This is a genomic window from Pseudoflavonifractor sp. MSJ-30 (assembly GCF_018918045.1).
GTDB lineage: Bacteria > Bacillota > Clostridia > Oscillospirales > Oscillospiraceae > Faecousia.
The window spans coordinates 1-14,454 of record NZ_JAHLPU010000075.1 but is presented as its reverse complement, the minus strand read 5'-3'; the positions used below and the strand labels follow the sequence as shown (position 1 = coordinate 14,454).

Here is a 14,454-nt window from a genome sequence, read left to right as displayed (position 1 = left end):
GGGCGGCTGTCAGCCGCCCCGACAGGCTTTTCATTTTGTGGCGGTCCCAGCTTTATGACAGACGGAAACGCACCTGATCCGGAAAAAGGATCAGGTGCGTTTCGCAAATTTTGGGGACGTATGCATTCTCCCCTGCCGTTGAAGGACTGCGCAGTTGCGGATTTTTTACAGTTCCCAGGCCATTTGAGCCGCGCCCCAGAGGGCATCGTGGGCGGGATAGATCACGGGACCGAGAGGGGAGAGCCTTGCTTCCACACGGCGGCGGTAGGCGTTGTCTTCACTGAGTAGTCCGCCAAGCAGGGCAATGGGGCAGCCTTGCAAATTCAGCCGCCGCTGTACCGCGGCAGCCAGTGCGTGGAGTTCCTCGGCACCCAGCTCCAGAATTTTGCAAGCCCTTTGGTTTCCGTTTTCTGCCAGCTCCAGTGCGATGGAGGAAAACCGGGCAATGGCTGCCTTATCCGTGGCGCCCTTGTAGACGAGGGACACAATGGCCCCCGCTTCGGCGGAACCCAACTTTTCCAGAACGGCATCCAGAATGGCGTGGTCCTCGCTGCGGCCGTCCAGAGCCTGAACTGCTGCGGAGAAAACATCCCGGCCGAGCGCGTAACCGCTGCCGCCGTCATCAATCAAATGCCCGTAGCCTCCGCTGCGGGCGGTTTCCCCCGCGGCGTTTTTACCGAAACAGATGGAACCTGTGCCGGCAATTACCGCCATGCCGGGGTCGTCCATGGCCCCCCGCAGGGCGATTTCCTGGTCACCGCAGAGCTTCCATCTGCCGGCAAAGCCTGCCGTGTTCAATTCCGCTTCCAGAATTCTTCCAACCTCCGGGTTGGAGATGCCCGCGCCGCCTACGCAGAGTCTGGCACAGTCCGTCATTTTTCCACAGGCTGTGAACACCTCCCGCAGCCGTGCCCGAAAGGCGTCCTCTCCGATGGCATTCAGGTTAAAGGGGCCGAATTCCTGCCGACGCAGAAGGGTATTGTCCGCGGTACGGAGTTCCAGACGGGTGTGTGTTCCGCCGCCGTCGATTCCAGCAATGAACATTTCCGGTACCTCACAGCTTCACGGGGCAGGTCCCCTGCGCCTTGCCCCCCAGGAGAATCTCCGCCAGGGCGGCAATCGAGGGCTCCGCGTAATCGTAGACTGCCAGCTTCCAAAGACCTTCCGGCAGGGCGGAAAGATCGTAGGGGTTGCGCAGGGCGGCAGCGGCCATGGGCTTGCCAAGAGCGGACAGCGCGCGGGCCAAAGCCAACTGCCCCCGGAACAGATGGGCATTGCAGGTGGTGAATACAATGCTTTCACAGCCCTGGGCCGCCGCAAGCGCGGCCTGAATGTCCGCTTCCGTGGGATCCTTTGGGGTGACCAGGTGTTTTGCGCCGAAGCGCTGGCCCAGATAGCCCGGGGCGGTGGATGCGGCGCCGGTTTCGTTGCCAGCACCGGAGGCCCGGTAGTCGGCGCAGCCGCAGAAAAATGTTTTTTCGTTTACAGGGAAAGGCGTGCCGGAGAGCGCTGTAACGGCTTTTCGGCTCAGGGCCTCCGATGCCGCACGGTCCTCCGGGCGGTTGCACAGCGCGGGTGTGATTTCCCGGAAAAGCTGCTGCTTATAGCGCAGAATCCGCTCCACGGACAGCCGGATCTCTGTCAGGTCCAGTTTTCCCTGCTCGCCAGCCTCCAAAAGCGCTTTGGCTGCGGCCTCTTCCAACGCAAAGGTGCTGGAGATCTCCGCCAGATCCACGCCCGCCTGAATAGAGGCCACAACGCCGTTGGCGGTGCCGAAATGATCCTGAATGGCCAGCATTTCCATGCAGTCTGTCAGGATAAGCCCCTGAAAGCCCAGCTTTTCCCGCAGAAGCCCTGTGACCATCCGCCGGGACATGGTGCAGGGCAGACCCTTCGGCTCCAGCTTCGGGAAAAGTACATGACTCATCATGACGGCGGGAACCCCGGCCTCAATGGCCCGCCGGAAGGGAACCAGCTCCAGAGCCTCCAATTCTTCTTCGGTTTTGTCCACCCGGGGCAGCCCCAAGTGACTGTCCACCGCCGTATTGCCGTGACCGGGGAAGTGTTTGGCACAGCACAGCACGCCGCTGTGGGCATAGGGGGCCAGAGAAGCGCAGCCGAAGGCGGCAACGGCATCAGGATTATCCCCGAAGCTGCGCACACCGATAACCGGATTGCTTGCGTTGGAGTTCACGTCCAATACCGGGGCCATGTTGAAATTTGCCCCCAGTCCCTTCAGCTGCCGGATGGTGATCTGGGATGCCAGACGGGCGTTTTCGGGGTCCCCCGTGGCGGCCAGTGCCATGGCGCCAGGGACGTTGACGGCATCCTGCGGCAGACGGCTGACCATGCCGCCCTCCTGGTCAATGACGATAAAGGGGGGATAGCCGGTTTCTTCCAGAATGAACGCCCGGATTCCTGTGCACAGCTGCCGCAGCTGTGCGGCGGATTCCACGTTGCGCAGGAAGAGAATCACATTGCCGATTTTGTATTCCCGAATCAGGGTTTTGAATTCAGGGGACAGGGTGGTTCCGTGGAAACCGAAAACCAGCTTTTGTCCCAGCATTTCTTTCAGAGTCATTTTTCTTACTCCTTTGGGTAACGTTCGTAGGGTGCTTTTCGTAGACGGAATGCCGCGCTTTCCCGGGCGTACCGGTGGATCAGAGCATCGGCATCCCAGTCCTTCTTTTCAAAATCCCGGTGGCCTGCCAGCAGGGACAGGAAAATCTTTCCGTCCTCCCGTACCGGGGGCAGGAACGCAAAGTCGTTGGGGTACATTTTTCGCAGCAGATCCAGAAGCCGCACACCCATGGCGACAGGCTCCAGAGCCGTTTCATCCATAATGTGCAGCTGAATGCCGCCGCAGAGGATGCCCGCGTGCTTGGATGCGGCAGGGGTGAAGTAAACCGGTGTGGTCTCCACGCCGGGGCAGTCCAGGGTGTTGAAGGCTTTGCAGAATTCCTCCGCCCGGATGAAGGGGGCGCCAATGATGCCGAAGGGGTCCCCGGTGCCGCGGCCTTCGGAACAATTTGTGCCCTCAATCAGGCAGGTGCCGGGGTACAGCAGGGCGGTTTCGTATCGGGGAATGCCCATGCTCGGCATGACCCAGCAGTGGCCCCAGTCCCGGAAGGTCATATTCCGGGTAAGACCGGCGCAGGGGACGATGTGCAGGTCGCAGCCGCAGCGCAGCTCCTCGTTCATCATAACCGCCAGTTCGCCGCAGGTCAGGCCGTAGCACACAGGCATTTCGTAGCCGCCTACAAAGCTGAGGGTCTCCTGCCGCATCAGGCCGCCCTCTACCCGGTCTCCCAAGGGGTTTGGCCGATCTAGAACCACCAGACGCTTCCCGGCGGCCGCGCAGTCCTCAACGCAGTAGCGCAGGGTGGTCAGGAAGGTGTAGTACCGGCATCCTACGTCCGCCATGTCATAGACCAGGGTGTCGAAAAGCGCAAGGGTCTCCTGAGACAGCCGCTTGGAATCTCTGGTGTACAGACTGCGGACAGGCAGACGGCATTCCTCGTCAATTTCGTCCGCAAACAGAGCACCGGCGGCTTTATCGCCCCGGACGCCGTGCTCCGGGGCCAGCAGCAGCCTCAGATCGCAGCACTGCTTCAAAACATCAAAGGTGGGTTCGTTCCCGCTGGTGCGCCCGGAAGGGCCGGTCAGCAGAGCCACGCGCCCCGCAAAAAGCTCCTGAAATTCCGCGACGCGGTCGGCGCCGAATAAAACCATGGTTTTTACCTCCTTGACAATCGGCGTTTTGCCGGATAAACTGAAATACAAACACACCATTTCCTTTTGAAGGAGGAAACGATATGGATCATCCATTTTCTACCCTGTGGGCAAAGCCCTCCCGCCTTGTAGTGGGCCTTATGAGCGGCACCTCTGCCGATGGGGTGGACGCCGCCCTGACCCGGATCACGGGCTGCGGTCTGGAAACCAGGGTGGAGCAGCTGGGCTTTTACTTCCAGCCCTTTGACGAGACCACCCGGCAGAGAATTCTGGACGTCTGCGGCGGCGATTTCGGCGGCAGCCGGGAGATTTGCCTGTTAGGGACCCATCTGGGAAAGCTCTATGCCCAGGCGGTCCGGGAGCTTCTGCGGGAAACCGGGATCGGGAGAATTGATCTGATCGGCTGTCACGGACAGACGGTTTACCATATTCCCGAGGATACGCCCTACTTAGGCGGTACTGTCCGGGGTACGCTGCAGATCGGCGACCCTTCCTGGTTGGCCGAGGAATTTGGCTGCCCGGTGGTCAGTGATTTCCGCATCCGGGATATGGCCGCCGGGGGTCTGGGCGCGCCGCTGGTACCCTACACGGAGTTCCTGCTGTACCGCAGTGAAACCGAGGACGTGGCGCTGCAGAATATCGGCGGAATCGGCAATGTAACGCTGCTGAGCGCCGGGTGCACTCTGGAGGACGTCACCGCCTTTGACACCGGCCCGGGCAACATGGTCATGGATGCCCTGGTGTCCAGGATCACGGACGGGAATCTGGGCTATGACGATGGCGGGAAGCTGGCAGCCTCCGGCCATGTGATCCCGGAGCTGCTGGCCCATATGCTGGAAGACCCCTATCTTGCAAAGAAGCCCCCCAAGACCACCGGCCGGGAATACTACGGCAAGGCCTATGTGGATGCGCTTCTGGCTGTTGGAGACTATCCTCTTGTGGATATTCTGGCAACGGCTACCCGTTTTACGGCGGAATCTATTGCCGTAGGGCTGCGGCGGTTCGCGCCCCGGATGCCTGCCCGGCTGGTGGTGGGCGGCGGCGGAAGCCGGAATCCCACTCTGCTTCGTTTCCTGCGGGAGGCTTTGCCGGAGTGCCGGGTGCAGACTCAGGAGAACCTGGGCTATGACAGCGATGCCAAGGAAGCCGTGGCCTTTGCGCTGCTGGCCAACGAGACCCTCTTCGGCGTCTGCAACAACGCCCCTTCCGCCACCGGCGCAAAGCACGGGGTGGTCATGGGGAGAATAAACTTGTAGAGCTCCAAGGCTTCCCCTGGGGGAAGCTGGCTCGGCGGAACGCCGAGGCTGATGAGGGGCGGTACGCACCAGGACGCAGAGAAAGCCCTTGTCTCTCTCCCTGTCGGAGAATGAGCGTAGGGCGGGGAGAGCCCTCTCAGTCAGCCTGCGGCTGACAGCTCCCCCAAAGGGGGAGCCGGGGTTGCATATCTCGTGCGATTGCGCTGCGTTCCGTTTGCTTTGCTGTGCGACGCACCGCACCGTGGGGAAGACCCTTTTACTTTTCCAGCACTTTCGCGATCCGGCCGCCTGCTGATTCCAGCAGGCGGTTTGCTGTTTCCGCGTCCACATCCCGCAAAATCATGACAATGGCAGCCTTTGGGTGATAGCCGCACTGCTTCAGGGCAGATGCGGCCTCTTCCTCCGTGCATTCCGCGGCGCTGCACACGATGGTTACACAGCGGCGGATCAGCTTTTCGTTGGAGGGCTTTACGTCTACCATCAGATTGCCGTAGACCTTGCCCAGCTTGATCATCGCGCCGGTGGAGAGCATATTCAGCACCATTTTCTGAGCGGTGCCGGATTTCATGCGGGTAGAGCCGGTGACGACTTCGGGGCCGGGGGCGGGGGCAATGCCGATGTCAGCATAGCGGTCCAGTTCGCTGCCGGGGCAGCAGGTCACGGCAATGGTGGGGGCGCCAAGCTGCTTGGCGTATTCCATGCAGCCCATGACATAGGGCGTCCGGCCGCTGGCGGCGATGCCTACCAGCACATCCTTTTCGGAAAAATGAATGCCCCGCATATCGGTTACGCCCAGTTCCCTGCTGTCCTCGGCCCCTTCTACGGCCTTGAAAATGGCTCCATAGCCCCCTGCCATAAGGGCCTGGACGGTTTCCGGGTCCGTTGAATAGGTGGGGGGACACTCTACGGCGTCCAGAATGCCCAGCCGTCCCGAGGTGCCTGCGCCGCAGTAGATCAGGCGGCCGCCCGCACTCAGATGCACAGCAATCACGTCCACCGCCTGGGCGATTTTGTCCGTTACCAGGGCTACGGCATCGGCCACCCGGTGGTCCTCCCGGTTGATGAGCTTCACCATGTCCAGAGTGGACAGGGTATCAATGTTCATGGTGTTTGGATTCCTCTGCTCTGTGGCGATTTTTTGCAATTCTACCATATCAGATATCCTCCATTGTCTGCACCAGCCGGTACTGTTCTTCAGGGATCATGAAGCATTCGCAGTAGCCCTTGCGGCCCTGGATGCCCCGCAGCCGCTTCAGGTGGGCATAGTATTCCTTATAGGGAAAACTGGTGGAATGCACCGCGAACCAGTGGTGGTCGATGGCTTTCTCCCAGAGAGGATAGCCATCGCTGACGTCCAGATAGACATAGGGCTCAAATCCGGGGGCGTCCTCCCAGTTTTCGGCGAAATAGATTTTTTTGGCGAAGTGCCTGGGCAGCTCTCGCTGGAAACCTTCAATGGCGGCATAGAACCAGGCGTCTGACACAATGCGATGGCATGCGGCGTGGTCCTTGTGCATGCTGTTGGCATGGTGGGTGACGATGATGTCCGGCTTCACCTGCCGGATGACATCGCAGACGGCGAAGCGGATTTCGTCGTTGTCCGGAACCAGACCGTCCTCATAGGGCAGGACAATGGCCTCTCCGCCCAGGTCCTTTGCGAATGCCTCCGCCTGGGCGATTTTGTCCCGGCGGTAAGCGGCGATGTCCGCCCCGGCGGGCGCGCCTTTTTCGCCGGCGGTCAGGGCCAGAGTAACGGCTTTGCCGCCGTGGACGGCGCAAGTGGCAAGCAGGGCACCGGCGGTGAGCTCGGCGTCGCCTACATGGGCGCCAATAGCAAGGACAGTGTGTGTTTTCATTTCTTTACAGCTCCTTCAGCATGACGCCAAAGGTCCGAACAATCCGGAACCCCGCGCCGAGATAGATGAACCGGGCGTGATTGTCCTCCCCGGTGAACAGTGACATATATTGGGAGCCAACCTCTTTTTCCCGCTGCAATAGCCTGTAAAAAAGCAGCGTTCCCAGACCGTGGCCCTCATAGGCCGGCGCAACACCCAGTCCGGCAAAATAGCCCCGGCCTGTTGCCTCGGGATAGACCGGGCCTGTAAACCCGGCGCAGGTATTGTCCTTCAGACCTACCAGCAAATCCATGCCGTTTTCCCCCGCGGCGGGGATTTCCGCGGACCACATGGCGTTTCCCAGAGCGCCGACCATTTCCTTCAGGCCAATGTGTTTCATGGGGTCATAGCGGGCGACAGTATACCCTTGCCGGGCCATTTTCCGGGCCTTCTCCATGACCCAGGCAGGTGTTTCGTAGTCCTTCAAGTCCAGGTACATGGCACATTCCCGGGTGCTCTCCTGATAGCCAAGGGCCAGCATTTGTTCGTGCAGAGGAATATCCAGGGCAATGCCCGGGGCGTTGTTGTGCTGATGCCCCGGGGTGCCGGGGAGAAGCCAGGGCAGGCGGATGGGATTGAAGAAGGTCACGGCGCTGTAATGCCGTCCGGCCTTCCGGAAGGCATCTTCCAAAGCGGCCAGCAGCAGGGCAGTATTTTCCGCGGTATCGGCTTCAGAGGACAGGATCACGCAGCTGACATAACCCCGCACATCCCCTTTGGGAATATGGTCTCCCGTGCAGCCGTTGGCAAAGCCCAGAACCTTCCCCTGTACCTCCAGAACAAAGGTGTATTCCACGGAAAAATCGGGATGCCGGGTAAGCAGCCCACGGAAATGTTCCAGATCCAGTGGGGCGAAGCCCAGAGCGGTTCCGGATGTATTCCAGAGATCCAGCAGCGCGGCTTCGTCTGCGGGTGTATAGTTTCGGATCATTTTTTTTCTCCTTATGGATATGGCCCCCACAATGTGGGGGCCGTTTTGGGAAAATCAGCCCTTGACGGCGCCGATGGTGACGCCTTCCATGAAGTACTTCTGCAGCGCAAAGAACATAACGAACATAGGCAGGGCAGAAATGGTCGCACCGGCCATCATGGGGGCAAACAGGGTCTCGTTGGCGAACTTGAACTGCTTCAGGCCAACCTGAATGGTGTACATGGCGGGGTCGTTGGTCACCAGGAAGGGCCAGAAGAAGTCATTCCAACTGGACATGAAGGTGTTGATGGCCATTACAGCCAGAACGGTTTTGGAAAGGGGCAGGATGATCTTGATAAAGATCTGGAATTGGTTGCAGCCCTCAATTTTGGCACTCTCGATCAGCGGCGTGGGCAGGCCGGAGAAAAACTGCTTGCACAGGAAGATGTTGTAGGCTGTGCACAGGCTGGGCAGGATCATGGCGGCGTAGGTGTTGGTCATGGAGAACTTCTGCACCATCAGGATGTACAGAGGAACCTGGGTCACCTGGTAGGGAATCATCATGGCAACCAGAATCAGGCCGAACAGGAAGGAACTGCCCTTGAAGCGGATCTTGGCAAAGGCGTAGCCCGCCATGGAGGCGAAAATTACGTTGCCGATGACCGCGCCGGAGGCCACGATGAAGCTGTTCAGGATCCAGCGCAGGGAATAGTCGCTGAAATGGAAGAAGGCATCAAAGGATTCCAAAGTCAGACGGGAGGGGAGAATGGTGCGCATATTGCCCGCGGTGGATACATTGGGGCCGAAAGCGGACAGAATCATATAACAGATGGGGAACAGGGTCGCGGCAGCCAGAATAATCAGAATGATGGCAATAATCGTATTGCGCAGATAGAGCACCTTGCGGTTGTGCAGATGCTGGGAGTACAAGCCGGTAGTAGCCATGGCGTTCCCTCCTTAGTATTCCACGTCCACGCCCATGAGCCGGAACTGGAACAGGGACATGATGGCGATGGCAATGGCCAGCAGAATGGCCTGGGCGCAGGCGAGGCCGTACTTGCCGTAGACAAAGGCGTTGTTATAGATCAGCAGTCCGATCATGGTGGTGGAGTTGTCCGGGCCGCCGCCGGTCATCATGTAGGCGTTCATAAACACCTGGAAGGAGCCGATGACGCCGGTGACCAGCAGGAACAGGGTTGTGGGCTTTACCAGGGGCCAGACAATATAGCGCACCTTCTGGAAGAAGGTGGCGCCGTCCAGCTCGGCGGCCTCAAAATAGCTGTTGTCAATGCCGAGAAGCGCGGCAATATAAGTGATGATCCGAACACCGTGGCTGGAAAGCAGGGCCATGATGATCAGGGAGAGCATGGAGGTTTTTGTGGAGGACAACCAGTTCTGGGCAGGAATGCCGAAAATGCCCAGAAGCCGGTTGAAGATGCCGTCCGGAGAGGAATCGTACAGCCACAGCCAGACCACGGACAGGGCCACGCCGGAGGCAATGCCGGGCAGATAGTACATGGCCTTAAAAACGGACTGGGTTTTCTTCTTAAAGGGCATGATCATCACCGCAATGGAGAAAGAAAGCAGCAGCGACAGCGGCACGACGATCACGGTATAGATAAGAGTATTCAGCGCAGCCTTGTAGAACAGGTTGAACTTGGAATACTTCAGAGTGTCCGCATAATTTTTCAGTCCCACAAATTCGGAACCGAAGGGCTTGTAGTTGAAAAAGCTGGTGTAAATGGCGCTGAATACAGGATAGAGCGTAAAAACGCAGAAAATGATCATGGCGGCGGCGATAAAAATATAGCCCCACAGATCGTCATTGGTGAATTTCAGCCTGCGGCCGGTCTGCTGCCGCTTCAGTTTTGTGCTGTTCATAGACCTACCTCCCAGGTTTAAAATGGGGCTGCCGCGTTTTGCAGCAGCCCCGATGAGATCCAGCTCCACAGCTGGGTAAGATCTGTCTATCGACAGTTCGTCCGATTGGTCCGGACAAAAGAAGGGTGCGTTGTATTCTGTTTTTGCAACGCACCCTCCTGATGAATCAATTAGCCGAGCTTGCCGGAGACGCAGTTGTCAGCGCCGAAAGCAGCGTAAGCAGCCTCGCAGATGTGGTCATAGACTTCCTGAGCGGTGGTTTCACCGGCCAGCAGCAGCTGGAACTTGGGAACGATCTGCTCGTCCATCAGCTTCTTGGCGGTGGCGGTCATCTCGGTGGTGACACCCTCGGGAGGCGCCTGAACCATGGCGATGCAGCGGGCGGCGGTGGCCAGGTTGTCAGCGTCGCGGCCCTCTTCCAGAACCAGAGCGTCGCGGCCGGACTGGCAGACGGGATCCAGATACAGCTCGTTCATGCAGGTGGCGATCCGCTCGCCGGAGCAGATGTAGTCCATGAACAGCAGAACGTTCTTCAGATGCTCGTCAGTGGTGTTCTTATTCCGCATGGCAATCAGGCCGTCCACGGTGCCGTAGCAGGACTCGGCGCAGCCGTCCATGGTGGGCACGGGCAGGAAAGCGTAATCCATGGGAAGGGAGTTTTCAACGGCGGTGCCGTCGTTGGCTTCCAGAGCGGCATTGTTCTTCTTGAAGTTGTTCTCAAACAGAGGCATGGCCTTGCCGAAGATCATGGCGTTGCCGGTCTGGCACATAACCATACGCTGGCCGGCTTCCACGCCATAGTTGGGCATATAACCGGATTTGGTCATTTCCTCAACGGCGCTGAGCATGGTGAGCATATTCTCGGAGGTCATGGTGTACTTCAGGTCAGGGGTAAAGGTGTTGCTCAGGCCGGCGCCGGCGCCGAAGATGTAGAGCATATCAGAAGCGGTAACGCCGGAGTTGGCAAACACGAAGCCGTAGCAGCCGTCCTTGGTGCCCTGCTTGATGACGTCCAGGAACTCCTCGTAGGTCCAGCCTTCCTTCTGAATCTTGGCAACGTCGATACCCAGCTCTTCCATCATGGTCTTGTTGGCGCCGATGGACTGAATGGTCAGGTACAGGGGCAGACCATAGGTGGTGCCCTCCAGAGACAGGTACTTCAGAGCGTTTTCATCGTAGTCGGCCAGACGGTCGGCGGACATGTACTGCGCGATGTCAATGGCGACGCCCATTTCCACGAAGGTGCCCAGGGCGTTGGAGGAGATCTCCGCAATGTCGGGAGCCTCGCCGGCCTGCGCCATGGTGGAGAGCTTGTCGTTGTGATCGCCCCAGGAGGTCTCGATGACCTGCACGGTGAGATTGGGGTACAGCTCATGGAAATCGTTGGCCCAGGTCTTCAGATTTTCCAGATAGTTGCCGGTGACGGGGGGCGCCATGATTACAATGGTATCAGGGGCGGCCTCGGTCTCCTGCGCGGGGGCTTCCGTTGCGTCGGCAGCGGGGGCGGCGGTGGTGGCCGCGGTGGTCTGCTGGGTGCTTCCGTTGCCGCAGCCGGCGAACAGGCCCAGAACCATTACGCAGACCAGCAGCATGGTAATGAACTTTTTCATTTCTGTTTCCTCCTGGTATTCAAATTGCGTCTTCAGCCTTCCGAGAAACGAAACAGCTTTTCGACTCTGCAACCATTATAGCGGAGACAGTACTTTATGTCAATAAATTTGAGATGGAATGAAATTCTGTTTCATATGCTGAATTGAAAATGGATTTTTTGATTGAATTGGTGAAACGACAACAAAAAATGCAGAAAAGAAATGTACAAAATACATAAAATATGGATGAAATTTTTGGCAACAAAATGCATGGCCTTTCGGGGGAAAAGACGGTACAATGGTACGGCTATCCCGGAAAAATGCAAATTCCGGTAAAAAATTTCACGAAAGGCGGAAAAAGTATGAGCAGCGCACTGATCCGGCTGCGGGAGCGCTCGGCACAGTTTTCCAGCACAGAGCGGGGCGTGGCGGAACGGATACTGGCAGAGCCCCAGCTGGTGGTGGATCTCAGTGTCCATGAGCTGGCCCAGAAAACCTTTTCCTCTCCGTCCACCATCGTCCGGATGTGCATGCATACAGGCTATTCCGGCTATAAAGAATTCCGCCGGGAGGTGACCTCCGAACTGGCCCGCCGGGAGCAGAACCTGCGTACCAGCAAAAAGGAGATCCAGCATTCAGACTCTCTGGAGCAGATTATTGATAAGATCACCTTTGCCAATATCTGTTCCCTGGAGGAGACCCGGGACCTTCTGGATGTGGATGTGCTGCGCAGCAGTGTGGAGGTCATCCGCCGGGCACGGGTCATCTATCTCTTTGGCATGGGCGCGTCGCTGTGCGCGGCCAAGGATGCTTACCTGAAATTTCTCCGGCTGAATAAGCTCTGTATCATCAATGAGGACTGGCATTCCCAGCTGGTGCAGTCCTTCAATGCCACGGCCCAGGATGCCGCACTGGTATTCTCCTATTCCGGCGCCACGGCGGAGGTCATCGAGTGCATGAAAAATCTCAAGCACAGATGCACGCCAATGATCGCGATCACCCGCTGCATTCAATCTCCGGTGTCTGATCTGGCGGATTATAGGCTCTATACCGCTGCCAACGAATCGTTGTTCCGCAGCGGTGCCATGTCCTCCCGGATGGCCCAGCTGAACGTTGTGGATATCCTGTTCACAGCCCTGGCCAACGCGGACTACGATCAGTCGGTGACCCAGCTGTCACGGACCCATATTGTCAAAGACGAAAAGAGATAAAGGCGGTATTCCATGAAGCTCACTCCCGATTCCAAATTCATGCAGCTGTGCGTCAGATTTGTGGCGCTGTTCAAGATCAATTTTCTGTGGCTGCTGTGTTCAATGCCCCTTTTCACCATCGGGGCATCCACCTGCGCCATGCTTGCCTGCCTGAGGGCTTTGCGGGAAGAAGAGGATTGCGGCGCAAAGTTCTTTTTTGGGGCCTTTCGCCGGTACTTTGGCAGGGCGACTGTTTTGTGGCTGCTGATGGCCTTTGCTGAAGCGGTTCTGGCTCTGGACTACAGGATCGTGGCCTATCTGGATTTTCCCGGCCGTATGGCGGTGATCGTTCTGATCTGCTTCTGCCTGTTTGCGCTGATTCTGGTCGCCGGTCTGATTTTTCCGCTGCTGGTCCGCTATCCCGGCACCATTCGGGATACGGTGGTGAACGCCGTGCTGCTGAGCATTGCCCATCTGCCGAAAATGCTGCTGGTGACGGCGATGAATCTGCTGCCGCTGCTGCTTCTGGTGGTTCTGCCCCAGGCGTTTATTCTGCTGAGCTTTCTCTGGCCGGTCTGCGGCTTCGCTCTGATTGCCCTGTACGATCTGCATGTTACAGATAAAATATTCGCCGCGCTGGAAGGGCGGCAGGAGGAAAAATGACTATGGTCCATCTTCTGCTGGTCATCATCTATCTGGCCTTTATCAGCCTGGGGCTGCCGGATTCTCTGCTGGGGTCCGCCTGGCCCACCATGCATACGGAATTGGGCGTGCCCCTTTCCTATGCCGGGGCGATCTCCATGCTTATCGCCTGCGGCACCATCGTTTCCAGCCTGCAGAGCGACCGGTTGACCCGGCGCTTCGGCACCGGAAAAGTCACGGCTTTCAGCGTCGCCACCACTGCGGTGGCCCTGTTCGGCTTTTCTGTGACCCGGTCCTTTTGGCTGCTGTGTCTGTGGGCCATTCCCTATGGCCTGGGGGCGGGCAGCGTGGACGCATCGCTCAATAATTACGTTGCGCTGCACTACAAGAGCCGCCATATGAGCTGGCTCCACTGCATGTGGGGCCTGGGGGCCATGACGGGTCCCTATCTTATGGGCTATGCCCTGACCAACGGTCAGAGCTGGAACGCGGGCTATCGGTACATTGGAATCATCCAGGTGGTCCTGACGGCTGTCCTATTCATCAGCCTGCCTCTGTGGAAGGGCAGAAGCGGCGGGGCAGAGGAGGAGCGGGACGGCGGACCCATGAGGCTGCGGCAGATTTTCGCCATCCCCGGGGCCAAAGCGGTGATGCTCTGCTTCTTCTGCTACTGCGCCATTGAGCAGACCGCCAGTCTCTGGGCCAGCACCTATCTTTCGGAAGTCAGGGGCATGCCTCCGGAGCGGGCGGCGGGCTTTGCCAGCCTGTTCTTCATCGGTATTACCCTTGGCAGAGGACTGAGTGGTTTTCTCACCATGCGTTTTACGGATTCCCGGATGATCCGCATGGGCTGCTGCGGCATCGCGCTGGGCATTGCAGCCATGCTTCTTCCGGGGCCGGATATTCTGGCCATGGGCGGCCTGATCCTCATCGGCCTGGGCTGTGCGCCCATCTACCCCTGTATCATCCACTCTACCCCCGCCCATTTCGGCGCGGATAAGTCCCAGGCGGTCATCGGCGTCCAGATGGCCAGCGCCTATGTGGGCACTCTGGCCATGCCGCCGCTCTTCGGTCTGCTGGCGGGCCGCTTCACCGTGGGCCTGATGCCCCTTTATCTTGCGGCGCTGCTGGTGGTCATGATTGTTATGCACACAATTCTGGAGAAGAAAGCGCCGGTCTGATCCATAAAAAATCCAGCGCGGTTCTCAAGGCTGAAGGGAACCGCGCTGCTTTTTGCTTCTGCTATGGTATGCATCCGAAAACTGTGCTATAGTAATCTTGTAATGCGAATCAAGAGTTGAACGTATACCCTGAAAGCGGAAATCCCAAGCCTTCCCCTGGGAGGGGAAGGTGGCCCGC

General features: G+C 58.4%; 13 protein-coding genes. 4 read left to right on the top strand and 9 right to left on the bottom strand.

Annotated elements, in window-relative coordinates; translation table 11 throughout:
- Nucleotides 1–165: 165 nt before the first annotated feature.
- Genes KQI10_RS11595 through KQI10_RS11585 form a run of 3 tightly spaced genes read right to left on the bottom strand, consistent with a single transcriptional unit; the run spans nucleotide 166 to nucleotide 3,732 of the window.
- Nucleotides 166–1,044 carry an N-acetylglucosamine kinase gene (locus KQI10_RS11595; RefSeq protein ID WP_216567563.1) on the bottom strand — a complete coding sequence of 293 codons (879 nt, stop codon included), beginning with the start codon at nucleotides 1,042–1,044 and terminating at the stop codon, nucleotides 166–168.
- A 10-nt stretch (nucleotides 1,045–1,054) separates the two neighbouring features.
- Nucleotides 1,055–2,581 carry a glycoside hydrolase family 3 protein gene (locus KQI10_RS11590; protein ID WP_216567562.1) on the bottom strand — a complete coding sequence of 509 codons (1,527 nt, stop codon included), beginning with the start codon at nucleotides 2,579–2,581 and terminating at the stop codon, nucleotides 1,055–1,057.
- 5 nt (nucleotides 2,582–2,586) lie between these two features.
- Nucleotides 2,587–3,732, bottom strand: a complete 1,146-nt coding sequence (locus KQI10_RS11585) for a DUF1343 domain-containing protein (RefSeq protein WP_216567561.1) — start codon at nucleotides 3,730–3,732, stop codon at nucleotides 2,587–2,589.
- An 83-nt stretch (nucleotides 3,733–3,815) separates the two neighbouring features.
- Here KQI10_RS11585 and KQI10_RS11580 point away from each other — a divergent pair, with 83 nt between their 5' ends.
- Nucleotides 3,816–4,988, top strand: coding sequence for an anhydro-N-acetylmuramic acid kinase (locus KQI10_RS11580; protein ID WP_216567560.1), 1,173 nt, complete (start codon nucleotides 3,816–3,818; stop codon nucleotides 4,986–4,988).
- 256 nt (nucleotides 4,989–5,244) lie between these two features.
- Here KQI10_RS11580 and murQ read toward each other — a convergent pair whose 3' ends face one another.
- The 6 genes from murQ to KQI10_RS11550 form a co-directional block, all read right to left on the bottom strand.
- Nucleotides 5,245–6,141, bottom strand: a complete 897-nt coding sequence (murQ, locus tag KQI10_RS11575) for an N-acetylmuramic acid 6-phosphate etherase (RefSeq protein ID WP_216567559.1) — start codon at nucleotides 6,139–6,141, stop codon at nucleotides 5,245–5,247.
- A 1-nt stretch (nucleotide 6,142) separates the two neighbouring features.
- Nucleotides 6,143–6,844: a PIG-L deacetylase family protein gene (locus tag KQI10_RS11570; RefSeq protein WP_216567558.1), complete on the bottom strand. Its 702-nt coding sequence runs from the start codon at nucleotides 6,842–6,844 to the stop codon at nucleotides 6,143–6,145.
- Nucleotides 6,845–6,848: 4 nt separating this feature from the next.
- The gene (locus KQI10_RS11565; protein ID WP_216567557.1) at nucleotides 6,849–7,814 is read right to left on the bottom strand and encodes a GNAT family N-acetyltransferase; all 966 of its coding nucleotides are present in this window, start codon (nucleotides 7,812–7,814) and stop codon (nucleotides 6,849–6,851) included.
- A gap of 54 nt (nucleotides 7,815–7,868) precedes the next feature.
- Entirely contained in the window at nucleotides 7,869–8,738 is an 870-nt protein-coding gene (locus KQI10_RS11560) for a carbohydrate ABC transporter permease (RefSeq protein ID WP_216567556.1), read from the bottom strand.
- A 12-nt stretch (nucleotides 8,739–8,750) separates the two neighbouring features.
- A complete protein-coding gene (locus KQI10_RS11555; protein ID WP_216567554.1) occupies nucleotides 8,751–9,674 on the bottom strand; it encodes a carbohydrate ABC transporter permease in 924 nt (307 codons plus the stop codon).
- Nucleotides 9,675–9,844: 170 nt separating this feature from the next.
- Entirely contained in the window at nucleotides 9,845–11,284 is a 1,440-nt protein-coding gene (locus KQI10_RS11550; RefSeq protein ID WP_216567553.1) for an ABC transporter substrate-binding protein, read from the bottom strand.
- A 341-nt stretch (nucleotides 11,285–11,625) separates the two neighbouring features.
- Between KQI10_RS11550 and KQI10_RS11545 the strand changes: the two genes are divergently transcribed.
- Genes KQI10_RS11545 through KQI10_RS11535 form a run of 3 tightly spaced genes read left to right on the top strand, consistent with a single transcriptional unit; the run spans nucleotide 11,626 to nucleotide 14,276 of the window.
- Complete coding sequence (locus tag KQI10_RS11545; RefSeq protein WP_216567552.1) at nucleotides 11,626–12,474, top strand: MurR/RpiR family transcriptional regulator; 849 nt, start codon at nucleotides 11,626–11,628, stop codon at nucleotides 12,472–12,474.
- Between the two features lie 12 nt (nucleotides 12,475–12,486).
- Nucleotides 12,487–13,116: a YesL family protein gene (locus KQI10_RS11540; RefSeq protein ID WP_216567551.1), complete on the top strand. Its 630-nt coding sequence runs from the start codon at nucleotides 12,487–12,489 to the stop codon at nucleotides 13,114–13,116.
- A 2-nt stretch (nucleotides 13,117–13,118) separates the two neighbouring features.
- Complete coding sequence (locus tag KQI10_RS11535) at nucleotides 13,119–14,276, top strand: sugar MFS transporter (RefSeq protein ID WP_216567550.1); 1,158 nt, start codon at nucleotides 13,119–13,121, stop codon at nucleotides 14,274–14,276.
- Nucleotides 14,277–14,454: the final 178 nt, after the last annotated feature.

Coding starts and splice junctions, on each gene's coding strand:
- KQI10_RS11595 (WP_216567563.1), bottom strand. CDS start 1,044: ATGTTCATTGCTGGAATCGACGGCGGCGGAACACACACCCGTCTGGAA.
- KQI10_RS11590 (WP_216567562.1), bottom strand. CDS start 2,581: ATGACTCTGAAAGAAATGCTGGGACAAAAGCTGGTTTTCGGTTTCCAC.
- KQI10_RS11585 (WP_216567561.1), bottom strand. CDS start 3,732: ATGGTTTTATTCGGCGCCGACCGCGTCGCGGAATTTCAGGAGCTTTTT.
- KQI10_RS11580 (WP_216567560.1), top strand. CDS start 3,816: ATGGATCATCCATTTTCTACCCTGTGGGCAAAGCCCTCCCGCCTTGTA.
- murQ (WP_216567559.1), bottom strand. CDS start 6,141: ATGGTAGAATTGCAAAAAATCGCCACAGAGCAGAGGAATCCAAACACC.
- KQI10_RS11570 (WP_216567558.1), bottom strand. CDS start 6,844: ATGAAAACACACACTGTCCTTGCTATTGGCGCCCATGTAGGCGACGCC.
- KQI10_RS11565 (WP_216567557.1), bottom strand. CDS start 7,814: ATGATCCGAAACTATACACCCGCAGACGAAGCCGCGCTGCTGGATCTC.
- KQI10_RS11560 (WP_216567556.1), bottom strand. CDS start 8,738: ATGGCTACTACCGGCTTGTACTCCCAGCATCTGCACAACCGCAAGGTG.
- KQI10_RS11555 (WP_216567554.1), bottom strand. CDS start 9,674: ATGAACAGCACAAAACTGAAGCGGCAGCAGACCGGCCGCAGGCTGAAA.
- KQI10_RS11550 (WP_216567553.1), bottom strand. CDS start 11,284: ATGAAAAAGTTCATTACCATGCTGCTGGTCTGCGTAATGGTTCTGGGC.
- KQI10_RS11545 (WP_216567552.1), top strand. CDS start 11,626: ATGAGCAGCGCACTGATCCGGCTGCGGGAGCGCTCGGCACAGTTTTCC.
- KQI10_RS11540 (WP_216567551.1), top strand. CDS start 12,487: ATGAAGCTCACTCCCGATTCCAAATTCATGCAGCTGTGCGTCAGATTT.
- KQI10_RS11535 (WP_216567550.1), top strand. CDS start 13,119: ATGGTCCATCTTCTGCTGGTCATCATCTATCTGGCCTTTATCAGCCTG.